Raw genomic sequence first — 23,071 nt, 5'->3', positions numbered from 1 at the left:
CACGGACAATTGTACGAATCGCATTTTCCGGCTAATTAAAGTAAAATTTAACCAAACCTCATAAAGGGAGGAATCTTAGATGAAAATTGCAGTAACAGGCGGTACAGGATTTGTTGGTCAGCAGTTGACCAACCACCTGGTTTTAGAAGGTCATGAGGTTTATGTATTGACCCGCAGCCCAGAAAAACATAAAGATACCACGAACATCAAATATATTGGCTGGTTAAAACCGGAATACACCCCAGACTCTCAATTAGATGAGGTGGATGCCATTGTCAATTTGGCTGGAGAATCGTTAAATAGTGGAAGATGGACCGAAGAACGAAAACGCAGCATTTTAGAAAGCCGGATTAAAGCAACAGAGGGCATCTTAGAACTTGTCAAAAAGTTGAAGAAAAAACCGGAAGTACTCGTTAATGCTTCAGCCGTAGGTTTTTACGGTAATTCTATGACGGAAACATTCACCGAAGATACGACCACTCCAGGGAGCGGATTCCTCGCAAATGTCGTCACAGAATGGGAAAAACGTGCATCCCAGGCCGCAGACGAGGGTGTACGTACGGTTTACTTACGATTCGGTATCATTCTTGGTGAAGAGGGAGCATTGCCTAAAATGGCTATCCCTTACAAAGTGATGGCTGGAGGAAAAGTTGGTACAGGAGAGCAGTGGCTATCATGGATTCACATCGATGATGTCGTCGGGCTGATCGACTTTGCTATTTCCAACAAAGAGGTTGTCGGTCCGGTTAATGCGACTGCCCCGCACCCGAAACGTAATAAAGATTTCGGAAAAACGCTTGGTGACGTACTGAACCGTCCCCATTGGCTCCTCGCCCCCTCTTTTGCTATCAAGACAGCACTTGGAGACATGAGCACCCTCCTCCTGGATGGCCAGCATGTCATTCCTAAAAAAGCGATCGCCTATGGTTATGATTTTAAATATCCTGATTTAAAACCAGCCTTGCAAGACATTTTTAACGATTAGGAGAAACTCTCCTGATCGTTTTATTTGGTTTCAATTATTCACATAAATGCCCCCGAGGCATTTTTTTAACATACTCTTCCAGTAAATCTTCGCATATAATAGAGTTGTAATAGAAAAAAAATCAACCAGCAGAAAGGCAAGAAAAATCATGCAAACTCTAATAACCAATGTGACGCTTTTCCCAGTGACTTCCCCGCGGATTGATAACGGGCAAGTTTTAATTGAAGGAAATAAAATTGTGGATTTCGGAAGGAGTATAAAGGCTCCCGAGAACGCACACCTCATAGACGGAAAGCAAAACATGCTTTTTCCCGGATTCATAGATGTTCATACCCATTTAGGGTTATATGACGAAGGTACAGGCTGGGCAGGAAGTGACGCCAATGAAACGATCGAAGCAATGACGCCACACTTACGAGCCATGGACGGAGCCCACCCTCTTGATCCAGCGTTCGCTGATGCCATCCGTGCCGGTGTTACAACCGCTCACATTATGCCTGGCAGTGCCAATATCATTGGAGGTATGACCTCCGTCATCAAAAATAACGGAAAAAATATAGCTGGCATGCTGCTCCGTGATACAGCCGGACTGAAGCTTGCACTTGGAGAGAATCCAAAGCGTGTTCATTCCACTTCCCGAAATGATTCCATTACAAGGCTCGGCATCATGGGGATGCTGCGAGAAACATTTTACCACGCCAAGCATGCTGATAACCCTGATGATTTACGAGTAAAACCAATTGTCCGAGTGTTAGAGCGGGAAATCCCTGTACGGATCCACGCCCATCGTGCGGATGATATTCTAAGTGCTATCCGTTTTGCAGATGAATTTAACCTTGACCTTCGCATCGAACATTGTACGGAAGGTCACTTGATTGCTGAAGAGCTGCAAGGGCGTGATTTACAAGTATCGGTAGGGCCGACTTTTACGAGACGATCCAAAATCGAATTGAAAAATAAAACATGGGCGACCTACCATACGCTGGCAAGCAGCGGCATTAAGGTGTCTATAACGACCGATCACCCCTATACTCCCATCCAATACTTGAATATTTGTGCTGCCCTGGCTACCAGAGAAGGGTTAGATATCGAAACAGCGCTAGAAGGAATTACGATCACACCCGCCAGAAACCTCGGTGTCGACCACCGCGTCGGTTCTATCGAGCGAGGTAAAGACGCTGACCTCGTTCTTTGGAATGGCCACCCGTTCGAATACATGTCCAAGCCATTATGGACAATGGTAAACGGGGATATTATATATAGAAAATAATTGGATAAAGGCGGAGGCTCCCCCTGCCAATACAAGGATTCATGACTGATTAATTGTTGCCATAATTTGTTGAAAAAATAAATAAAAAAATTAGTCAAATGCCTATTTATTTTTCTTTCGAAATCGATTATGATTAATCCAACGATCTGAGAAAATCAAAGATTTTTCATAGAGCGGAGTATGGGAAGGCAAATGGTGCGCCACCAGCTTGACTGGTTCTAGTGGGTTCGATTCCCACCCCGGATTTTTGTGAGCAATTGATAAAAATTCGAGGGTGGTCGCGTCCACAGCAGGTTCCTTTCCCTACGACCCGACTGCCCTCCTTTTGCAGATAAGGAGGGTTTTTTAATGTTGAAAAAGCGTGATTTGCATGATGCACCTGTATTGTTTGAGCTGATGAGCCATCCGGAAGTCTTCCCCTACGTCCGTCATAAAGCCTACTCCAGTGATGAATTTTACTTTTTGACCAGGCAGACGATTGAAGCGGAAGAAAACGGTGAGCTCATATCCCGGACAATTATGGATGAATGGAACCAGCCAATTGGAACAATCAACCTTTTCGATATCACGGATAACAAAGGCTTTCTGGCCACATGGATCGGCCAGCCGTATTTCGGAAAAGGCTACAACCGGCCCGCAAAAGAAGCTTTTTTCGAAGAATTGTTTTTTCAACTTGATATCGAAGCAATCTTCATGAAAATCCGCCGGAACAACCCTCGGTCCATGAAAGCTGCTTTGAAACTCCCATACGTCACCCATGCCAATGAAGATTATCCAGAAATTTATGGGCGTATCAATGAAAAAGAAGACGTTTATGACCTGTTTGCCATTACTAAAGAACAATACCTCTTCCATTACTACAGTGGAGAAGAATCTGAAGAAGCTCTCGAAGCCTAAGCCGATACCACCGCTTAGGCTTTTTATATTTAGTATAGATTCGCCAGAATTGGAGAGGCTGTAGATAATAAGGAGGTTTTAATTGTGAAGGCAAAACAAGGACAGACAAAAGCGGCAAAAGGCGCCCTTTCGAAAACACAGGAAGTGCTCTATGGCAGAGATTTTAAACAGGCAAATAAAATTTATCAACGTTCTAAAAAATCATAGGATTATATTTATTAAAATGGGGTATATACTTAACAAACCAGCATACCTAACCTTTTAACAATACTTATCCACACAAAAAGACCTTTTGTGGGTAAACCGTTCACAAGCCTATTTTATTGACCTCCCCCATTGTTAATAAATTGTTGACCGATTTGTCCACATGGGTTGTGAATAATGTTGATAAATCACGCGATGATTTATGTATAAAAGGTTAGGGATGTGGACAATACTGTTTATAAGTGATTGTCTTAAAAATACTGAATGTATTGATTCCTCCCCTGAAATGAATCAATTAGACAATCAGATTGGCCGCTTTCCCATTGGGATAGCGGCACTTTTTTGTCTTAATACGTGTGATTAACGGGCATTTTGATTTCCGGATTTCCATAGACTCCTGGTGCAATTTCATATTTATTGAAAATCAATACGAGCTCGCCACCTTGTATATAAAAAGCAGTCTCCGGCCTTACTCCCCGGAAATCTTCCACAAAAAATTGTTCAGGTTTATCATTCAGCTGTGCTTGTACTTCCTTATCAATTTTGTCTAAGTCCATGATGTCCATCAAAGAAATTAGTTGAGCTTTTTCCTGATTATAAAAATTGAACGATTCAACATCTCCGCTGAACGTATTTCCTCGGGAAAGACTGGACGACATAAGGATAGAGAAGAAATTCTTATCCTGCATTACCGTCGTCTCTCCAAAAAAACGAACGGGGAAGTCCTGACTTTCTGCTGCTTCTTTAACTTCGGCTATATATCCGTTCACGCTCTTTTCAATCAACCCATTCAACTTCTCTTGAAATGACAGATCCTTCAAACCAGTAAATTCCGGATATTGAATATGAATTTCCCTTTGATTGTCGACTTCATCCAAGTTTTTCATTTCATAGAGCATGCCCTCTTTTGCCTGGACATTTCCCGCCGCTCCGGCCCAAAGCATGAAAATAGTCAAAAGACTCCATACTATACGAACTTTCATCCTAAACCCTCCTTTCTCGTTAGTGTCACCTTTTTCCTGAATCTTATTGCATAATTGGAGATTTCATATAGAAATCATGTGCATAAATAAAGCTTAGAGCGCTAAAGGCGCTCTAAGCTTTATTCGATTGATTTATATAGTTATTATCGAGATCACTTAAACTTCTTATTCTTCAATAAATGTGGTATCAACCAGTCCGTCTAGGTCTGGATGTTCTTTCAGGAACTCTAATTCAAAGGAAGCTGCTGCAAATGCTTCCAAATCTTCCAGTTTAACTTCATAGGTGAAATCAATACGTTCCCATGCACTGTCGATAACAGTTGCGGATAATTCCTGTTCGGTAATGTCTTTGATCTTCTTGATAGCAATTTCTTTCGCTTCTTCCGGATTATCCTGAATAAATGTAGTCGCTTCTTTATGAGCATCCACCATATGTTGCACTAGTTCCGGGTCATTCTCTTTTAACTCTGAACTTGTTACAAACACAGCTGCAGGCAGGGTATCGTTGAATGCCACGTCATCTCCTTCAACTAATACTTTTCCATGCCCTTCTTCCTCAATTTTTGATGCCCATGGCTCTGGTACAGCGGCTGCATCGATTCGCTTGCTGGCAAATAATTGGGAATAAGTCGCCGGTTTCCCGGTAACGTGTTTCATTTCACCCTTTAACCGATCCGATTTCAGGTCATACTCTCTCATCATCAAGGCCTCGAATTGTACGTCATGCGTGCAACCTACGCGCGGGGAAACAAATGTAGAATCCTTAAGCTGTTCCGGTGACTCAATTCCCGAGCCTTCCCGGGCCATGATGACCGTTCCACCTGTCGAACCAGCCGCTACAATATTGATTTCTGCCCCACTCATATAATGGTTCATCGCAGGTCCTGGCCCTACAAGACCACCTTGTATTTCACCTGTTTCTATTGCAGTCATAAATGCCGAACCATCCGGGAAGTACTTATATTCGACTTCTGTGCCATCAGGCAGTGTCTGTTCATATAATTCCTTCTCTTCCGCCACCATGCCTGCCACATGGTTAATATTCGGGAAATACCCAATGACAATTTTATCATTTTTTCCCTTACTGCCAGATGCAGATTCACTCGTCCCACAAGCTGTTAAAATCAATCCTAAGACAACCACAGATAATAAAGACAACCACTTTTTCATATCTATTCACCTCTTTAAATTATTTTAATAATCCCCATCGCCTCATCACTTTCTTCTCCATTTTCGAGAAAAAAAGCTGATCGACAACAGATCCAATCACACCAACAATAATAATAATTCCTATGACAACCTCCATTTGTGCGAAATCCATCGCATACCGGAGTGAGTAACCTAATCCCGGGCCGTTGCTTAACAGCTCACCAGCCATCAATGCTCGCCAGCTGAATGCCCACGCCAGCCGTATACCACTCATGAAATAAGGAAGACTTGCCGGCACTTCTACTTTGAAAAACAGCCGCATTCCTTTCGTCCCCATCGTTCTAGCTGCCTTGATGAATTCAGGAGGAACGCTGTGAATAGCTGTTCTCGTATTCAGTGCCATCACGAAGGTTCCACCCAGAACGACTACAAATATGACGGCAGTTTCATTCAACCCAATCAACATGATTGCAAGCGGAACCCATACAATACTTGGAATACTTTGCATGGCAATCAAGTACATCCCCGCTGTCTCATCCGCCTGTCTTGATTTCCCGAGTAACACACCTATCAATGTACCGATTCCAATTGCAAGACCAAGACCAATCAACAGGTGCTTGAAACTTGCCAGCAGCGCACTTACCAGCTTGCCATCAGCAAACCCTTCCACCATGGCCTGAAATACTTTTGTAGGTGGCGGGAACTGAATGGCTGGAAAATATCCAGACATATAGACACCTTGCCAAATCGCCAACAAAACGCCAATGAATAGGACTCTTTTAAGTAAAATGCTTAGTTTCATGATCCAACTCTTCCTTCAAAACTTTATTGATTTCGCCTTTCAATAGTTCCATGATTTCCTGCTCCAGTTCGATCACCCGCGAATCATCACGTTGACGGGGACGTTCCACATCCACTGGAAAATCTGCAATGATTCTACCCGGTCGTGTCCCCATCACAATCACCCGATCTGATAATTTGATTGCTTCCTGGATGCTGTGTGTAACGAATAAGATCGTCTTTTTCGTTTCTTGGAAGATTTTCATCAGTTCATCATGGAGTATATGGCGGGTCTGTTCATCCAGCGCTCCGAAAGGTTCATCCATTAATAACACTTTCGGATCCATTGCCAGTGCCCGCGCAATCGCTACCCGTTGCTGCATTCCTCCTGATAATTCATGAGGATAAGCTTCTTTGAACCTTGTAAGGTGGACCATTTTCAAGTAGTGTGCAGCAATTTGATCCTGTTCTTTTTTTGATAATTTATCTTTTAATGGAAAAGTCACATTGTCCTTTACTGTCAACCATGGAAACAACGCTGGCTGCTGAAACACCATCCCCCGGTCAGTTCCGGGTTCCAGGATGGTTTTACCTCCCAGGCTGATCGACCCTTCTGTCGCTGCTTCAAGACCGGCAACCATAGAAAGCAACGTAGATTTCCCACACCCGGAGGGACCAAGTAAAGATACAAACTGATTCTCGTGTATGGAAAGGTCGATACCAGAAAACACTTCATGTTCAGCAAACGTTTTTGCCACGTTGTTCACCTGTAAAAACATATACGCACACCCCAATATAATTATTCCAATAAATTTAGTCGGAATTAATCGTTAATATAGAGTATACGAGGTTTGTTTAAAAGGTGTCAACTAATTTCTTAATTTTCGCATTAGAAATAATTAGCTTCTCTTAATGTTTTTAAAACAAAAAAAACGCGGTCCTTTATAGAACACGCGCCTTCTTCTGCTTTACCATTCCAGGATAAAGCCTTTGATATTAACATCTCTTCCCTCTTCATTTCGCTGTTTTGCTGTGAAATAGGGATGCTCATTATCCAAATTGACATCCACTGATTTCGGGTCCAGATACAGCTTATATTCCAAATTGTTGATTTTGTGCAAAGACAAATCCGGGATGGTCGATTGATTGTTCTCTTCGTCGATGACCATAATATCAATATTGTTATATCCTTTTTCTAATAGTTGCTCTTTTAAATTCATATTTGTGCCCCCATCATGCTCTTTATTCTTATTTTTTATGTACCCGTTCACTCCCCCCTTAAAAACTTCTTTGTAAAATTTTTGTCATAATCTTTTAATGTCCAGCTTATTAATTTTTTTAAGTTTCATGAGATACCTTGTATCGTTTTGAGCAGCTGCTCATCGAAAACACCCTATTGTATCTGGATTTATTGCGTCTAAGCTTCTATTTTCTTTTTTTTACAAAAAATTTGAATTTTAGGCGTTTAATTGCAAATTTTGATGGGTAAAATCCCCGTACGATGGAAAGTTCTTTCTATTATATGTAAGCTGGCAGCCAGCCAAAAAAAAGCAGACACATTTGTAGACGAGTCGCTTGGAAAATTCGACATAAGGAGTGTTTTAGAATGGAAGATCTTTATCCTTCTAGAAAAAATAACCAGCCTGAAATAGTGAAACGAAAGGATCCTGTCATCCACACGGATCGTTCTAAAGATGATCAGGCACCACTATCTAAAGAGCAGCTTGATTCGTATGAACAAAACGGTTTCTTGCAAATTGAAAATTTCTTCTCGGAAGATGAAGTATCTGAGCTGCAAAAGGGGATTTTCGAATTACAAGCAGACAGCAAAGATGTTGTTTCTGACAAAGTTATTCGCGAACCAGAAAGTGATGAAATCAGATCCATATTCCACGTTCACAATGATGATGAATATTTCAAAAAAGTAGCATATGACCAGCGTATACTTGATATAGTCAATCACTTACTTGGAAGCGACGTCTATATTCACCAGTCCAGAATCAACTATAAACCCGGGTTTACAGGTAAGGAATTCGACTGGCATTCCGACTTTGAAACCTGGCATGTAGAAGATGGTATGCCGCGAATGCGTGCTGTAAGCCTATCCATCGCATTGTCCGACAACTATACGTTCAACGGGCCTTTGATGTTGATACCAGGGTCCCAAAACTACTATGTCAGTTGTGTAGGTGAAACACCAGATGACAACTACAAAGAGTCATTGAAAAAGCAAAAGCTTGGGGTTCCAGACCATGACAGCCTAAGCTGGCTGGCGGAACAAGGCGGCGGCATTTCCGTGCCGACCGGCAAGGCCGGATCAATCACCTTGTTCGAAAGCAACACCATGCACGGCTCTAACGGTAATATCACTCCTTACAGCCGTAACAATCTGTTTATGGTTTACAACAGTGTCGAAAACCAATTAGTCAAGCCATTCTCTGGAGGCAAAGAACGTCCTGAATTCATCGCCGTCCGTGACGGTGCACCGAAATTCAGTACCAACTAGAAAACATCTAAAGAACTTTCCTGATAAATATGCTGTCAGCTTACTAGAGAAAAAAGGCTGTTCCGGGATTTCACCCTGGGACAGCCTTTACTTATTTTTATAAAATATTTTCAAATATAGCGAAGTTTTACGAGGTTAGAAAAGAAGCCAAAGCGAGGTAGTCGTTACTCTCTTGGCTGGTCATACCTGCCGAACCAGTCGTAACGGTTTTTCGACACCCACTTATATAGCGGAGAACCGATACGGCTTACAAATGGCAGATAAAGCAGTAAACCAGCATAAAAGGTAAGCGGCAGGGAAATCAACAGTTTTCGGATCGTAAAAAAACCTGCCAGCAGTTTGCCGCCAGATGTTCTCATATAGATTTGATCATAAATATCTTTCCCATGCAAAAAGGAATAATCGCTATTATTCTCCGTATCCTGCACGGCAATCCAATCGATTTTTTGGAACCAGTCGAGCTTGCGCAGCACTCGTTTCACATTGTAGCAAAGGGGACACTGAGCGTCGTAGAAGACCGTATGTTTCATGGAATCATCTCCTTTACTTCTACTATTGCCCTATGCATTGCGGAATAAACTCAGGAGCATTTTATGTAAGAAATGGGGGCCGATCCCGCAGCCATACTGCGGGATTTTATCCTCTTACAATTCAACTTTGACCTTCTCTATCCTGTACCTTTTCTTCCCTATCATATCGTTCAATACTTAATTGATATTTATCCGGAAGCACATTCTCTGCGTGAACTTGTTCGATAAACGCCTGAGCCTCCTCATAGGTAGAAAATAATACTTCTTCTTCCTGCTGGGCAAATTGTACTCTTAATTGGTTTGAATCTTCTGCTATTACAATATATTTCATACCTTCCCCTTCCTTTACCATATTAAAATCCAATTAAAAAAGCCGAAAAAGGTATGATCCCTTTTCCGGCTTATGTCCGACTCTAATTGTCCGGCCCATTTCCACCTGGCTTCTTCGGTTTTAAAATAAATACAATATAACTTTTGTCTTCCTGGAAGTCCCAATCTACAAACACATCGATGACTTCTGTTTCAAGTATATTTTCACAATAGGATTTACTTAGCAGCCCTTTTTCTAGCTGTCTTTTTGTAAGCTTCAACGTTTCACCGAACCCGGAACGAATCAATTCTTTCTCGATTCGAACTAAAATGCCATCACGGACGACCATTAACGTCCGATCGTTCAGCATGAAAGAATCAACTTTTGTGGGAGCTTTTTCAGCCTGCTCACTGACCCGGATGATTTCCTCATGAATTTTTTCCTTGTCGGGGTAATCAGAAAGATGAATTTCTTCATTCTTATCCTTTTTGGCTATAACCCCCAGGAACATTCCGGAACGATTAGGCAGCGACCAGTCATAAAATACATCGTCGATTTCATATCCGGTCATCATACGAAGCGTTGCGCGGATATCAGGGAGCAGCTCTTCCATCAGTAAATCCCTTGTTTCTTCTACTTTCATATCATTCTTCTGTTTGACAAGCACCCGCTCCATCGGTGCTAAAAATTCACGCAGATAGATGGTGATATACGGCTCTTCAATGGAAACATATACCGAGGAAGGTCCTTTTCCAAAGTTATCCCTCAGCAGTTTACCTGTGTAGCTGGCTATATCAGCTTGTACGGATTGTTTATCCATTTCATTCATCCCTTTTTTAAGTCAGGACGTTTTATTCCCGACTCCTATTCTAGTATAAATCCTTCCTCTTCTAAACGAAAGTCAAACGCGGTATTTTTATTTTTTTACATGTGTTAATACCTACGACGAGGGAGGTTAGACCCATACAAAACATTCCTCAGTTTTGGTACAATTTAATTGTTAGAATATTCTAAACTTGTAATCAAAAGGAGGATGACAAATGGACGAGCTTAAACTGATTCCCTTTCAAGTGGAAGAAGTCCTGCCCTTATCATCTAACGTCCCGGAAGGTGTAGAAATGATCGAGGCGCCGCTATTGTGGGATCAGACCGAACAGGGTAAAGGAAATGTCATTGCGGTAATTGATACGGGTTGTCAAACCGATCATCCTGAATTAAAAGATAGAATCATTGCTGGAAAAAACTTCACGACCGATTATGATGGTGATGAAAACAACTTTGAAGATAACAATGGACATGGGACACATGTAGCTGGGACCATTGCTGCAACAGAGAATGGAACTGGAGTTGTCGGAGTCGCTCCTCAGTCAGACCTTCTTATATTGAAAGTATTATCGGGTGGCGGCAGAGGAAGAATGGATTGGATCATTGATGCAATTGAGTATGCCACCAACTGGGAAGGCCCTGCTGGTGAACGTGTACGAGTCATGTCCCTGTCCCTTGGCGGTCCCCGCGATATTCCGGAACTTCATGAGGCTATCAAGCATGCGGTCAATCAGGATATTGCCGTTGTTTGTGCAGCCGGCAATGCCGGTGATGGACGGGAAGATACCGATGAGTTCGGCTATCCTGGCGCCTATAACGAAGTGATACAGGTTGGCGCGATCGACTTTGACAGGAAAATGGCCGACTTTACGAATACAAATAATGAGATTGATCTAGTAGCCCCTGGAGTAAATATTCTTTCTACTTATCTCAATGGAGAATATGCCCGGCTAAGCGGTACGTCGATGGCAACTCCTCATGTATCCGGAGCCCTTGCGCTGCTGATCAATTTAGCAGAATCACAATTCCAGCGAAAGCTTACCGAGCCAGAACTCTACGCTCAGCTCATCAAGCGTACGATGCCGCTTGGCTATTCGAAACAAGCAGAAGGTAATGGTCTGGTACGCCTTGGGCTTATTGATAAGATCAACGACATTCTTAGTGTATATACCCAGGACTGGCAAGCGACCATTGCCAGAAATGAAGCCAAAATCAAGTCCATGCAGCCTTAATAGCGGAAAGAAAAGAACAGCACAGGAATTACTTGTGCTGTTCTTTATTTTGTCCCAGCTGCTGTTCTGCCATTTTGACCAGTTCTCTTACCATACTGCCGCCGATGGCGCCCCCCATTCTCCCAGCGTCCTTTGCTTTAATTTCCCCATTATATCCTTCTGACAACGGTAGCCCCTGTTCTTTTGCCATTTCGTATTTGTCACTCGTACCGTAACGTTCATTCAATAACTTTTCTTTCAGCTGATCCAGACCTTCCCGCGCTTCCGGAACAAGGATCTTATTTCTTCTTCCCATCGGGGTTCATCCTTTTCAATGCTTCACCGTCATGGCTGATAAGCTTTCCATCTTCGTCAACCTGATCGATTTGACCATCAATTGTACCCTCTGTCAGCGTATCGGAGACTTGTTCATGGGTGATGGCTGCCCCGTCGGTGAATTGTTCCGTTTTTTGATTTTGATAGTTATTATTTTTACGTTGTTTTTTCATACGTCAAACCTCCTTCTCCCTTAGTTTCTTCACATGACCAGCAATTATAACTAACGTATAAAACCAATCCTTACAGCAGAAAATGTAATGGAGGAGGACGAGTGTATGAATATTGCAATTATAGGTGCTGGCTTAGCAGGATTATCGTGCGCCCTCACGTTGGAAAAGCACGGGTATTCCCCCGATATTTTTGAAAAGAGAAAAAAAGTTGGCGACCGCCCGTTGATTGGGGAAGCGATGTCCCCGCTTTTGCATAGGCCTATCGATGACGCCATTAAATACTTATCAGAAACACACGATATCCACTTAAAGCCCACTACCAATATTCAAAAGATATTTGTCCATTCGCCGAACGAAACTTCCTTTCTGGAAGGTCATTTGGGTTATACCAATAAACGTGGAAAAGATAAGAATTCTTATGAAAGGCAGCTGGCAGAACAAGTAAAAAGCCCGATCCACTTGAAAAGCAAGTCAAATATGAAGAGATCTCGAAAAAATACACCCACGTGGTCCTGGCTACTGGAGATCCTCTTGACACGCAAAGCATCCAATCCTTCGATACAGCGTTTAAAGCTACGTTTGCAGGTGCAATAGTCAAGGGTGATTTTGTCCATAATGAAGTGCATACCTGGTATGACAATGAGCTTGTCCCGAAAGGAATGGTTTACTTCCTCCCGTTTTCCAATACCGAAGGGCACCTCGTTTTAGTTTATCCGAAATATAAAGAAAACCTGGCAATCGACAAAAATAAGCTTTGGAAAGTTATCCATGGAAAAGCAGAACAAACGCTTAAACAGAAATTAAGTGTTAACCAGCAATTCGATCTTGATAATTATGTAATCGGAAAAAGTAAATACCCACGAATAGGGAATACTTTCTTTGTGGGCAACTGTCTTGGGGCCATCAATCCTTTCCTTGGATTTGGCCAATTCACTTCGATACTGACCGGCATTTATGCTGCTCATGACCTTTGCGGCCTCAGCAATTATGAAGAAGATGTCCAGGTCCTATATCAGAACTATCACGATTCGCTGACCCTACGAAGAAAATTGGAAGCCTTAAGTAATGATCAGCTGGATTTAATTACAAAATATTTGCATTACAAGCCGGTACGAAAGCTGCTTGCAGGGTCCAACATCAATTTATTGAAAGTGCTTAGTACACTGACACATCCGTCCCACAGATAGCTGGTACAAATGACGGTTTAATTGACGCCTTATGTCTGTTAGCATGGAAGAAGGGTCGTAGGAAATCTAATGGCAACGTCAATGTTGCAATTGCTCTTAAGTGCGCTTTTTCCTCCATTTTTCTGAGTCATCCTACTTTAACCGTTATATACTACGGGCCCTTGAAAGGAGGAGCATCAATGGAACCACGCATTTTAATACTTTCCAAAAATTCGTCAGACCTCGAACACCTTCAGCATGTTTTTTCTGATGAAGGTATATTCAGCCATTGTGAGGGCCAGGACATTTCCAATTTAAAATCCCTTCTGAATGAACATAACATCAATGTCATCCTGTTGGATGAATCATGCTTTTCCATATTGCCTGAGGTGAATAGCCTCGCAAAAGATGCAAGCGTGATCATTGTATTGCACCATCATGATGAAGATACACTCAAATTATCAATGGAATATAATGTGGATCATTTCCTCTTAAAGCCCCGCTACTATAACCTCCTCCCCACGATTTATAATGTCCTTGAAGAAAATTCATAACAGAAAAAGAGCCGTATTTTGACCATCAAGATGGCCGAATACAGCTCTTTTGTTATCCAATTTTATATAAATGAATTCTCCATGGTGAGGAGGGACTTTCAAATACACGTTCAAATGTGAGATTATTTTCTTCATAATTTTGAATCGGAACTGCAGATAGAATATACTTCCCGCCCATACTTGCGAGATGCTCCGTGTTAATATCGAGCTGTTCAATCTGCTTGTCACTTTCTTTTGTAAAATCATAGTTCTTTCCCAACTCATCGACATACAAGTACAGCCTGCTTCCCCATGTATCGAAATAATGCTCGAGCGATCCGTTCTTTTCCAATTCCGGAGCTATTACTTCCCGCCAGGAATGCTTGTAAGATAGCGGGATGGTCGTGTTGTAGGTATCCAAGGTCCATAAGCCATTGTATTGGGCAATCGTCGGATGCATCCCAATTGACACGACTCGATAATCAGAAGGATCCTCTCCGATATATTCTTTAATATCGTCAAAGAGTGTTTCTGAGTAAAACTCCTTATACGTAAAAGAATCAAACTCGCTGTACTTCGATTCTTCGCCAAGCGGGAATAATATAGCAATCTGGCTAAGAATGAGCATTAGTACAATAAATTTACCTAAAAACACCCTTTTTTGGATGATTCCCATAGCAAGCCCAAAAACAACATACCAGAGTAATGGATGCAGAAAGTGGTAACGGCTGAAGTTGAAATTGTTCAACAGAGAAATCGTATCTTTTGGTACACGCCAGCCTTCCCAGTACCAATAGCCATACCAAATGGACAGAATTAAATTAGCTGCCAACAGGGATATGAGCAGCTTTGGCACCATCCTCTTCCATACAGCAAGAAGAATCGCAGCCATTGCCGCCGGGAAGATGAATCGATAATGAAAAGTTTCATCATGGGTATGGGCAAAGAGAAAATTTTCAATCCCCAGCTGGAAAGCACCAACTGCATCTTTATCTCCCAATTCAAATTCTTCCCGGTGAGGGACATACTCACTGTCCAGAAACATCGAGTAGATGACCATATAATTTTTAATCAGAAAAATACTGGTCATCAATACTATCGAATTGAAAAATGGCCAGTTGAACTGTTTATAGCGAATCCAATCTATCAGCCAGACGACACCAATGATTGAGATAAAAAAAGAAAATGCCAGAATGAAATTGGCATGGAACGGGATAAGTACAAGCATGAGCCAGTATCGTTTCTTTGCATGTCTGCCGAATTCACGAATTTTCATGAATGCTAGCAAAGCAAGCGGCATCCCCGCCATAGAAAGAGCGCCGGACGGCCAATATGGAAGCAGCGCAAACGTCAAGGCAGCTCCCGTAATCGGCAACTGGTAATTTGTCCATGTACCTGTCTGTTTTTCAAAATAATAAGCCAGTAGAAAATACATCCCAAACAGTGCTACAACGCGCATAATGGTCTGATTGAGTGTGTAAGCCGTAAAAGGCTCAAACAAAGCATACAGCCAGACCATTGCATCAAGCCCTGATGGCAGAGCACTTCTCGGAAGTCCATTGATGATACTAGGCAGCATTTCATTCGGTGAAGCAAAAATTAAATTATTTTCTACTACCAGCTTGAACCAGACGATATTAGAATCGAGATTATCATGGACTCTAATGTGGGTATCTTCGCCTAAAAGATAATAAGGCAGCAAATATGCTGCCAAAATCAAAGAGGCGATCACTAATAGTTTATGCTTCGTAAAAAGCTCGAATTTGTTGGACAACATGACCGACATCCTCTTTCGCCATTTGGTAATACAGTGGTAGACGGAGCAGACGCTCGCTATCCTTAGTCGTATAGACATCAGGGCCGCTCATTTCTCCAAACTTTTCTCCCGCATGAGAGGAATGAAGCGGAACATAGTGAGGGACAGCCATAACGTCGTGTTCCTTCAAGTGCTCGATCAGCCGCTTTCGTTCCGGCTCATCTTTCGTCTTGATATAAAACATATGGGCATTGTGTTCCCTGTTTTCCAGAACCGTTGGAAGTTCAATTACTCCCTGCTCCGTAAGTGGCTTCAACCCTTCCCAGTATGCCTGCCACACAGCAAGCCGATCGTCATTGATGGCTTCTGCTTCCTGGAGCTGGGCATATAGGTATGCCGCATTCAAATCGCTTAACAGGTAGGAAGAACCGATGTCACGCCATGTGTATTTATCCACCCTGCCCTGGATGAACTGGGAGCGGTTCGTCCCTTTTTCCTGAATGATTTCAGCACGGTCGATGAAACGTTGCTCATTGATGATCAACGCCCCGCCTTCGCCACACGTGTAGTTTTTCGTTTCATGGAAACTGAATGCCCCGAAATGTCCAATGGTACCCAACGCTCTTTCGTTATAAGAACTGAGCAGCCCCTGGGCAGCATCCTCGATGACATAAAGGTTATACTTCTCAGCAACTGCCATAATGGTATCCATATCACAGGCTACTCCGGCGTAATGGACTACCACAATTGCCTTCGTCCGGTCAGTGATTGCGTCCTCTACTCGTGAAGCATCGATATTCATTGTCTCCGGTTCAACGTCGACGAATTTGATATGAGCTCCTCGAAGGGCGAACGCATTCGCTGTCGAAACGAACGTGTAGGAAGGCATGATCACTTCATCCCCTTCCTGAATGTCGATAAGCAAGGCTGTCATCTCCAGGGCATGGGTACAGGAAGGTGTCAATAACACCTTCTCTGCCTTCAAATAGGACTCCAGCCATTCAGAACATTTCTTCCCGTACGGACCGTTTCCGGATAGTTTCACGTTGTTGATGGCATCTTGAATATAGTCATTTTCTTTTCCTGTTACACATGGTTTATTGAATGGAATCATTGCTAACACCTCAAATAGATTGACTCGTTACGATAATACCCAACACAATTAAGCCCAGCCCAATTACTTTCTGCGGGGTGACTGGCTCCCCGAACATCACGACGGATAAAAGGAAAACCAGGACAAACGAAAGACTCATGAACGGGTACGCATAGCTGATGTTAAATTTGGTCATCGCCGCCATCCAGAAAATCGATGCAACGAACGCCGATAAAAACCCGGAAAGAATCAATGGATCTAGCAGCAGCTGAAACAAAAATACGATTTTGTCTTTAAGCTCTTCCGGCAAACTGCCATACTTTTCAATCCGCCATTTCAGAATCAGCTGGCCATACACCGTAAATAGGATGGTTGAAAAAATATAAAAATAGCCCATCATCATACGCCGTCAGACACATCCGCATTCCACTTATGATAGACATCCACTGCCTGCTTCATTTTGAACCCAAGGGAATAAAACATTTGCATCGATGGGAAGTTAATGGCTGAGACCGAAGTCTTCAGGTCTTCATGGCCATAAGAAAATAATACCTCACACGCTTTGCTTACGAGTGGTTTGGCAAGTCCTTTTCCGCGTAATTTTTCATCCATCCCGATCAGTAAAATCGAATTGTCCTGATAGGCGTAGTAGGCAGCGATCTCCCCTTCATACGTAAGGAACATCACCTGGTCCGCTTCATATAGATCCCGCAGCCAGTTGATGTACCGCTGTTCAGCTGTTTCTGTCTTCACGTGGAAGTCGCGATGATAACGCCCCATTTTGAAAGCACCTTCGGAAAACGAGACGATCGTATCAAAACTTCCATCACGGGTAATGCCGAACTGATTTTCAGTGAAGGTTACCAGCTGATCTTTTTTACAGACCGGGGTAATCAAAGTGTCTGCATAAAAGAAACCATGCTCCAAAATCGGCTTCTTGTTAACCATCGGGTCCACCTTCAATGTGAAATGCCCTGGTGTCTCATCTGTTTCTTTTAACGCTTCTTCTTCAGGTGACGTCACTTCATAGGTATCCATCCCGAAATTCCGTCGATCCCATGGCGCTTCTCGTAAGTAGTTTGTCATTTCAATCACCTCATGCCTTCTTCGTCTTCTGTTGTTTCACTTATAATGTATAATGGTCGCCCTTTTGTTTCGTTGAATACTTTTCCGATATATAGTCCGAGCACCCCGAAATTGAAGAATACCAAACCGCCGATAAAATAAATCGAAACCATCACACTCGTCCAGCCTGCCACATGATACTCCATGACAAAGTATTTAAAGATCAAATATAACCCATACAGGAAGGAGATGAGTGATATGAAGAAACCGAACTGAATCGATAACCGGAGCGGTTTGTTCGACTGAGAAATGATAACGTCTGTCGCCAAACTGATTAATTTTTTCAGGTTATACGATGACTTCCCATGCTCCCGTTTATTATGGTTGACGACTATCCTCGTCGACTTATATCCCATCCATTGAATGAACAACGGAAACAATCGGTTCTGCTCGCGCATTTGGCGGAAACTTTTGATTACTTTTTTATGGCTGATGCTGAAATTAGCGATTGTATGGTCGGAAGATCGCTCCGTCAGGTAGTCATATACTTTATAAAAAAGTTTCGAAGACATCCGCTTCAAGGCGTGGTCCTGACGCTCCTCCCGGGAACCGAAGACGACATCATAACCTTCCTGAGCTTTTCCATATAGTTTCGCGATATCTTCCGGCTGATCCTGTAAATCACAATCCATGACTACTACCCAATCGCCGTTGGTGTGGTCGAGACCTGCGGTAATTGCATGGTGCTGACCGAAGTTTCGCGATAAATTGAGACCTTTTACTCTCGGGTCCTGGTGGTGGAGTTTTTGGATAGTCGGCCAGGCATCATCCGGGCTGGCGTCATTGACAAGAATCAGTTCAAAGTTCATCGGTATCGAACTCATCGTGTCTTTAATACGCGTATATAATTCTTCCAGGCATGCCTCACAACCGTAGATGGGTACGACAACGGAGATCACTGCGTTTGTTTCCTCCATTTATCCATGTACCATACTACGGTTTCGGCAAGGCCTTTTTCCAGTTCCACCACTGGCTTCCATCCTAGCGTCTGTCTAATTTTCGTATCATCTACGGCATATCTTCGGTCATGGCCTGGTCTATCCTCTACAAATGTAATCAAATCCTTAAAACTGGAAAGAGAAAGTTCCTGCTTTCTTTCTTGTTGATGTTCATCAAGAAGCTCGCAGATCCGGTTCGTCATTTCCATATTCGTCCGTTCATTTCTGCCGCCGATATTATAGGTGTCCCCTGCCTTCCCTTCGTGGAATACCTTATCCAGCGCCTTGCAATGATCCGTTACAAAGAGCCAGTCCCGAATATTCTGACCATCACCATAGATCGGAATTGCTTCTCCGTCCAGTGCTTTCCTGATAATGGTAGGAATCAGTTTTTCATCGTGCTGTCTCGGCCCGTAATTGTTGGAACTGCTGGAAATGACAACATTCATCCCATACGTATTGTGGTAACTGTTGACCAGCATATTGGCACTTGCTTTTGATGCGCTATATGGGTTCCGTGGGTCATACGGTGTCTCCTCCGTGAATGCTCCATCTTCCTCCAATGAGCCATATACTTCGTCGGTTGATATATGGTGAAATCGTCGTTCCGACAGGACACCCTTCTGTTCCCAATCGCGTTTAGCTGTTTGCAGCAGGTTGACTGTACCTACCACATTTGTCGTAATGAACGGCTTCGTATCCGCGATGGATTTATCGACATGGGACTCGGCAGCAAAATGAATGATACCATCGATGTCGTAATCAGCGAACACCTTCTCCACGACTTCCTCATCCGCAATGTCGCCTTCTATGAAATGGTAGTTGACAAAGGTTTCTGCCTCGCGTAGATTTTCCAGCGATCCTGCGTACGTAAGCTTATCCAAGTTGACAATCTCGTAGTCATCATGTGCCTTCAAAAAATAAGTGATAAAATTGGAGCCGATGAATCCCGCTCCCCCTGTAATTAATAACGTCTTTTTATCTCTACTCATTGTTCACCGATCCTATCATAGGGTTTTGATCGACAACGTCCTCCCAATATTGCTGGACGTGTTTTCGGTTAGCAATATCCATCAGATATTTTCCATAATCATTCTTTTCCATCTGCTTCCCTTTCTCATATAATTCTTCACGGGAAATGTAGCCCATATAATAAGCGATCTCTTCAATACAGGCAACCTTGAACCCTTGCCGCTGTTCGATGTTTTTGATGAACTGGGAAGATTCAAACAGAGAATCATGCGTACCTGCATCCAGCCAGGCGAAACCTCTGCCTAACAACTGGACATCCAGGTCTCCTGCTTCCAAATACAGCTTATTGATATCCGTGATTTCCAATTCTCCCCGGTCCGAATAATCCAGCTGTTTGGACATCTGGATAACGCGGTTGTCGTAAATATATAATCCGGTCACAGCAAAGTCAGATTTTGGCTCCTCCGGCTTTTCTTCAATCGATATAACTTTTTTATTTTTATCGAACTCAACAACACCAAAACGCTGGGGATTTCCGACACGATAGCCAAACACAGTCGCTCCTTGGTGATTTTTGATCGCTTTTCGGAGCATATCGGTCAAACCTTGCCCGTAGAAGATGTTATCACCGAGAATCAAGGTCACATCATCGTCGCCAATAAAATCTTCTCCAACAATGAATGCTTCCGGAATGCCGTTAGGCTCCTCCTGTGCTATATAAGAAATATCAATCCCTAACGATGTGCCGTCGCCTAGCATTTTTTCAAATCTTGGTGTATCTTCTTCGGTACTTATAATCAAAATTTCTTTGATGCCAGCAAGCATCAAAATGGATAAAGGATAGTAGATCATCGGCTTGTCGTAGACAGGCAGCAAATGTTTATTAATGCTATCCGTACTAGGGGACAACCTTGTACCACTGCCTCCAGCCAAAATGATTCCCTTCATAAAATCGCCCTCCTGGTAATCAACAATCACATAGGTTAGATTCTTTTCCTTTTACCTTTTAGCCTGCTTGCTTAAACTTACATTTTCATTACAAATATTTTACAAAACATCGAAGGTAGTAGATAAACTTGGCTTATCGCCTAAGCCCTTAAGGTCATTAGGCATGGAAGAGATTCAGGTTCAAATCCTGGGATAGTTTCCTTAGTGCTTTTCCACCAGCGATACTGTTTCCTTTTTTATTGATTGCCGGGCCGATGATACCAATGCCCATTCTTCCTGTGACAACACCAGTGATCCCGCCGGAAACGCCGCTTTTGATAGGAAATCCTACATCTACGGCATAAGAACCTGATTCATTATACATACCGGAAGTCATCATGATCGCCAGGGTTGTCCCAACATGGCGAGGATCGATTATTTGTTTCCCTTCCTTCTCCCCTTGGCGAGCGAGGAAACATCCAATTTCGGCCAGCTCATGACTGGTGACCATAATCGAATTAACACGGAAGTAAAGGTCGAGCGCAGCTTCCAGCTCTTGATGCGGTAGGATTCCAAGACTCTCCATAAAATAAGCTAAAGAGCGGTTGCGTGATCCATTTTTCACTTCAGCTTTATAAACATCTTCATCCATATCGACTTTTTCATTACCGGTAATGGTTCGGATAAACTCCAATACACGGTTGAACCGTTCTTCTACTGTTGTGCCTTTGATAAGACTTGCCATAGCAATAGCCCCTGAATTCAACATCGGATTATATGGTTTCTGATGTTCGTAGTCTTCTAAATTAGAAATAGAATTAAAAAAATCATCGGTTGGTTCCTTATCTACTTTTTGAAAAACCGTGTCCTCGCCGAAGTCTTCGAGAGCCATCAAAAGGTTGATTACTTTCGAAATACTCTGCAAGGAAAAGATATAATCATCATCACCTGCAGAATAGGTGTCTCCGTCGTCTGAGATGACCGTTATTCCCAGCTTGGTAAGGTGCGATTGATCCTTTCCAGGTATATGATCGATAACACTTCCGGAAGAAGCAAATGGCCGGCACTCCTTCACGATTTCCTGTATATAGACATTTGATAGTTTTGTCATAACCCCATTCCTCCATCTCCAGTACTTTTCTATTCATCTTTAACCTTATCGCTGCATGTTAAACTCCGACAGAACAAAAGCGCAAGCGCCTTGCTCACCCCCGACAAGCTTAAGACAAGCCTCGGAGTGACGTTTTTTGTCACAGAGAGGATTGACTTAAGACCTCGAGGGGGTAGGCGCTGGATCTGGAAGTGACCCACCAACTAAAGTTATCAACAAAGAAATCATTTTTTAATTTCCTAGACTAGAATAAAAAGCATGAACCCCCCCGGGGGTCCATGCTTTTATTCAGCTAAAGGCTGAGGCGTAGGGTATTCAATTTCAAAACCAAGGTCTTTCAGCATCTGATGATCTTTCGTACCTTCCTGCCCGGCAGTAGTCAGGTAATCCCCGACAAAAATGGAGTTGGCCGCATATAAACCCAAAGGCTGCAAGCTTCTTAAATTGACTTCCCTGCCACCGGAAACTCGTATCTCTTTCGCAGGATTAATAAACCGGAACAGAGCGAGTACTTTTAAACAATACATCGGAGTCAACTCATTGGTACCTTCTAATGCAGTGCCATCAATGGCATGAAGAAAGTTGACTGGAATCGAATCTGCATCGAGTTCTTTTAATGCCTTAGCCATATGAACCACATCCAGCCTGGACTCTTTCATCCCGACGATGACACCAGAGCAAGGAGATATGCCAGCCTGCTTTGCATAATTGACAGTTTCCACTCGATCATCGTATGTATGTGTAGTGGTAATAGCATCATGATGGTTTTTGGAAGTGTTGATATTATGGTTATAACGATCAACACCTGCTTCTTTTAGCTTATCCGCCTGCTCTGGGCGGAGGAGACCAAGGCATGCGCAGACTTTCATGTCGTATTTGGCTTTTATTTCCTGTACAGCTGCTGTCACTTCATTCAGTTCCCTGTTCGTCGGCCCGCGCCCGCTGGCTACAATACAGTAGGTTCCCGATTGAAGCCGGTGGGCCTGTTCAGCTCCTTGGACAATCGTATCTTTATCCATCATCCTGTATTTTTGGATCGGAGCTTCCGAGTCGATGGACTGGGCACAATAGCCACAATTTTCCGGACAGAAACCGGACTTCGTGTTAACGATCATGTTTAATTTTACTTTATTGCCATAGTAGTGTTTACGGATTTGATAAGCACTATGAAGCAATTCCAAAATCTGATCGTCCTCACTTTCTAAAATGGCAAGACCCTCTTCATCTGAAAGTTCATGTCCGGCTAGTACATGTTCAGCAAGTAAATTCCAGTTCATACAAGTGCCCCCCT

Annotated in this window: 28 protein-coding genes; 9 read left to right on the top strand and 19 right to left on the bottom strand. The window is 42.9% G+C overall.

Annotation, left to right across the window (positions count from 1 at the left end):
- Nucleotides 1-79 precede the first annotated feature (79 nt).
- The 4 genes from B9Y67_RS04640 (at nt 80) to B9Y67_RS20400 (ending at nt 3,359) form a co-directional block, all read left to right on the top strand.
- Nucleotides 80-985, top strand: a complete 906-nt coding sequence (locus tag B9Y67_RS04640; RefSeq protein WP_085505587.1) for a TIGR01777 family oxidoreductase — start codon at nt 80-82, stop codon at nt 983-985.
- Between the two features lie 148 nt (nt 986-1,133).
- Complete coding sequence (locus B9Y67_RS04635; RefSeq protein WP_085505586.1) at nt 1,134-2,255, top strand: amidohydrolase; 1,122 nt, start codon at nt 1,134-1,136, stop codon at nt 2,253-2,255.
- Between the two features lie 348 nt (nt 2,256-2,603).
- Nucleotides 2,604-3,152: a GNAT family N-acetyltransferase gene (locus tag B9Y67_RS04630; protein WP_085505585.1), complete on the top strand. Its 549-nt coding sequence runs from the start codon at nt 2,604-2,606 to the stop codon at nt 3,150-3,152.
- Nucleotides 3,153-3,236: 84 nt separating this feature from the next.
- Nucleotides 3,237-3,359, top strand: coding sequence for a YfhE family protein (locus tag B9Y67_RS20400; protein WP_139823728.1), 123 nt, complete (start codon nt 3,237-3,239; stop codon nt 3,357-3,359).
- 344 nt (nt 3,360-3,703) lie between these two features.
- On the opposite strand, the gene B9Y67_RS04625 is transcribed toward B9Y67_RS20400, so the two are convergent.
- The 5 genes from B9Y67_RS04625 to B9Y67_RS04605 all read right to left on the bottom strand — a co-directional run bounded on the left by B9Y67_RS04625 (nt 3,704) and on the right by B9Y67_RS04605 (nt 7,488).
- The gene (locus tag B9Y67_RS04625; RefSeq protein ID WP_085505584.1) at nt 3,704-4,339 is read right to left on the bottom strand and encodes a DUF3298 and DUF4163 domain-containing protein; all 636 of its coding nucleotides are present in this window, start codon (nt 4,337-4,339) and stop codon (nt 3,704-3,706) included.
- Between the two features lie 165 nt (nt 4,340-4,504).
- The gene (locus tag B9Y67_RS04620; protein WP_085505583.1) at nt 4,505-5,509 is read right to left on the bottom strand and encodes an aliphatic sulfonate ABC transporter substrate-binding protein; all 1,005 of its coding nucleotides are present in this window, start codon (nt 5,507-5,509) and stop codon (nt 4,505-4,507) included.
- 19 nt (nt 5,510-5,528) lie between these two features.
- Complete coding sequence (locus tag B9Y67_RS04615; RefSeq protein WP_085505582.1) at nt 5,529-6,290, bottom strand: ABC transporter permease; 762 nt, start codon at nt 6,288-6,290, stop codon at nt 5,529-5,531.
- Nucleotides 6,268-7,047, bottom strand: a complete 780-nt coding sequence (locus tag B9Y67_RS04610) for an ABC transporter ATP-binding protein (protein WP_085505581.1) — start codon at nt 7,045-7,047, stop codon at nt 6,268-6,270. Before B9Y67_RS04610 ends, B9Y67_RS04615 begins: the two co-directional genes overlap by 23 nt.
- 189 nt (nt 7,048-7,236) lie before the next feature.
- Nucleotides 7,237-7,488 (bottom strand): hypothetical protein, encoded by a 252-nt coding sequence (locus tag B9Y67_RS04605; protein ID WP_085505580.1) that lies wholly within the window; start codon nt 7,486-7,488, stop codon nt 7,237-7,239.
- 386 nt (nt 7,489-7,874) lie between these two features.
- Here B9Y67_RS04605 and thpD point away from each other — a divergent pair, with 386 nt between their 5' ends.
- Nucleotides 7,875-8,774 carry an ectoine hydroxylase gene (thpD, locus tag B9Y67_RS04600; RefSeq protein ID WP_085505579.1) on the top strand — a complete coding sequence of 300 codons (900 nt, stop codon included), beginning with the start codon at nt 7,875-7,877 and terminating at the stop codon, nt 8,772-8,774.
- Between the two features lie 164 nt (nt 8,775-8,938).
- Here thpD and B9Y67_RS04595 read toward each other — a convergent pair whose 3' ends face one another.
- From B9Y67_RS04595 to B9Y67_RS04585, 3 genes are all read right to left on the bottom strand, one after another.
- Nucleotides 8,939-9,304: a thiol-disulfide oxidoreductase DCC family protein gene (locus B9Y67_RS04595; RefSeq protein WP_085505578.1), complete on the bottom strand. Its 366-nt coding sequence runs from the start codon at nt 9,302-9,304 to the stop codon at nt 8,939-8,941.
- A 121-nt stretch (nt 9,305-9,425) separates the two neighbouring features.
- Nucleotides 9,426-9,635, bottom strand: a complete 210-nt coding sequence (locus tag B9Y67_RS04590) for a hypothetical protein (RefSeq protein WP_139823727.1) — start codon at nt 9,633-9,635, stop codon at nt 9,426-9,428.
- 82 nt (nt 9,636-9,717) lie between these two features.
- Nucleotides 9,718-10,434 (bottom strand): Na-translocating system protein MpsC family protein, encoded by a 717-nt coding sequence (locus tag B9Y67_RS04585; RefSeq protein WP_085505656.1) that lies wholly within the window; start codon nt 10,432-10,434, stop codon nt 9,718-9,720.
- Between the two features lie 220 nt (nt 10,435-10,654).
- Here B9Y67_RS04585 and B9Y67_RS04580 point away from each other — a divergent pair, with 220 nt between their 5' ends.
- Nucleotides 10,655-11,671 (top strand): S8 family peptidase, encoded by a 1,017-nt coding sequence (locus tag B9Y67_RS04580; protein ID WP_085505576.1) that lies wholly within the window; start codon nt 10,655-10,657, stop codon nt 11,669-11,671.
- A gap of 28 nt (nt 11,672-11,699) precedes the next feature.
- Here the strand turns inward: B9Y67_RS04580 and B9Y67_RS04575 are convergent, their stop codons facing one another.
- Together B9Y67_RS04575 and B9Y67_RS04570 are read right to left on the bottom strand one after the other, a co-directional pair.
- Nucleotides 11,700-11,966: an alpha/beta-type small acid-soluble spore protein gene (locus B9Y67_RS04575; protein ID WP_085505575.1), complete on the bottom strand. Its 267-nt coding sequence runs from the start codon at nt 11,964-11,966 to the stop codon at nt 11,700-11,702.
- Nucleotides 11,950-12,159, bottom strand: coding sequence for a YozQ family protein (locus tag B9Y67_RS04570; protein WP_085505574.1), 210 nt, complete (start codon nt 12,157-12,159; stop codon nt 11,950-11,952). The genes B9Y67_RS04575 and B9Y67_RS04570 overlap by 17 nt, the downstream gene beginning before the upstream one ends.
- A 105-nt stretch (nt 12,160-12,264) precedes the next feature.
- Between B9Y67_RS04570 and B9Y67_RS20930 the strand changes: the two genes are divergently transcribed.
- From B9Y67_RS20930 to B9Y67_RS04560, 3 genes are all read left to right on the top strand, one after another.
- A complete protein-coding gene (locus B9Y67_RS20930) occupies nt 12,265-12,753 on the top strand; it encodes an NAD(P)/FAD-dependent oxidoreductase (RefSeq protein ID WP_254901700.1) in 489 nt (162 codons plus the stop codon).
- Nucleotides 12,666-13,346 carry a hypothetical protein gene (locus B9Y67_RS20925; protein ID WP_254901699.1) on the top strand — a complete coding sequence of 227 codons (681 nt, stop codon included), beginning with the start codon at nt 12,666-12,668 and terminating at the stop codon, nt 13,344-13,346. Before B9Y67_RS20930 ends, B9Y67_RS20925 begins: the two co-directional genes overlap by 88 nt.
- Nucleotides 13,347-13,525: 179 nt before the next feature.
- Nucleotides 13,526-13,879 (top strand): DNA-binding transcriptional response regulator, encoded by a 354-nt coding sequence (locus tag B9Y67_RS04560; RefSeq protein ID WP_085505573.1) that lies wholly within the window; start codon nt 13,526-13,528, stop codon nt 13,877-13,879.
- Between the two features lie 52 nt (nt 13,880-13,931).
- On the opposite strand, the gene B9Y67_RS04555 is transcribed toward B9Y67_RS04560, so the two are convergent.
- The 9 genes from B9Y67_RS04555 to bioB form a co-directional block, all read right to left on the bottom strand.
- The gene (locus B9Y67_RS04555) at nt 13,932-15,635 is read right to left on the bottom strand and encodes a DUF6044 family protein (RefSeq protein WP_085505572.1); all 1,704 of its coding nucleotides are present in this window, start codon (nt 15,633-15,635) and stop codon (nt 13,932-13,934) included.
- Nucleotides 15,598-16,728, bottom strand: coding sequence for a dTDP-4-amino-4,6-dideoxygalactose transaminase (rffA, locus tag B9Y67_RS04550; RefSeq protein ID WP_085505571.1), 1,131 nt, complete (start codon nt 16,726-16,728; stop codon nt 15,598-15,600). The genes B9Y67_RS04555 and rffA overlap by 38 nt, the downstream gene beginning before the upstream one ends.
- A gap of 10 nt (nt 16,729-16,738) precedes the next feature.
- Nucleotides 16,739-17,110 (bottom strand): EamA family transporter, encoded by a 372-nt coding sequence (locus B9Y67_RS04545; protein WP_254901698.1) that lies wholly within the window; start codon nt 17,108-17,110, stop codon nt 16,739-16,741.
- Nucleotides 17,107-17,793 (bottom strand): GNAT family N-acetyltransferase, encoded by a 687-nt coding sequence (locus B9Y67_RS04540; protein ID WP_369668740.1) that lies wholly within the window; start codon nt 17,791-17,793, stop codon nt 17,107-17,109. Before B9Y67_RS04540 ends, B9Y67_RS04545 begins: the two co-directional genes overlap by 4 nt.
- Before the next feature lie 5 nt (nt 17,794-17,798).
- Nucleotides 17,799-18,749, bottom strand: coding sequence for a glycosyltransferase family 2 protein (locus B9Y67_RS04535; protein WP_085505569.1), 951 nt, complete (start codon nt 18,747-18,749; stop codon nt 17,799-17,801).
- Nucleotides 18,728-19,762, bottom strand: a complete 1,035-nt coding sequence (rfbB, locus tag B9Y67_RS04530; RefSeq protein ID WP_085505568.1) for a dTDP-glucose 4,6-dehydratase — start codon at nt 19,760-19,762, stop codon at nt 18,728-18,730. The genes B9Y67_RS04535 and rfbB overlap by 22 nt, the downstream gene beginning before the upstream one ends.
- Nucleotides 19,755-20,690, bottom strand: a complete 936-nt coding sequence (gene rfbA / locus B9Y67_RS04525) for a glucose-1-phosphate thymidylyltransferase RfbA (RefSeq protein WP_085505567.1) — start codon at nt 20,688-20,690, stop codon at nt 19,755-19,757. Before rfbA ends, rfbB begins: the two co-directional genes overlap by 8 nt.
- A 157-nt stretch (nt 20,691-20,847) precedes the next feature.
- On the bottom strand, nt 20,848-21,780 hold the full coding sequence (gene glsA, locus B9Y67_RS04520; protein ID WP_085505566.1) for a glutaminase A: 933 nt from the start codon (nt 21,778-21,780) through the stop codon (nt 20,848-20,850).
- Nucleotides 21,781-22,064: 284 nt separating this feature from the next.
- The gene (bioB, locus tag B9Y67_RS04515; RefSeq protein WP_085505565.1) at nt 22,065-23,057 is read right to left on the bottom strand and encodes a biotin synthase BioB; all 993 of its coding nucleotides are present in this window, start codon (nt 23,055-23,057) and stop codon (nt 22,065-22,067) included.
- Nucleotides 23,058-23,071 lie beyond the last annotated feature (14 nt).

The sequence above is a fragment of the Thalassobacillus devorans genome, assembly GCF_900176565.1.
GTDB classification, from domain to species: domain Bacteria; phylum Bacillota; class Bacilli; order Bacillales; family Halobacillaceae; genus Thalassobacillus; species Thalassobacillus devorans_A.
This window is presented reverse-complemented; position numbering and strand designations above follow the sequence as displayed.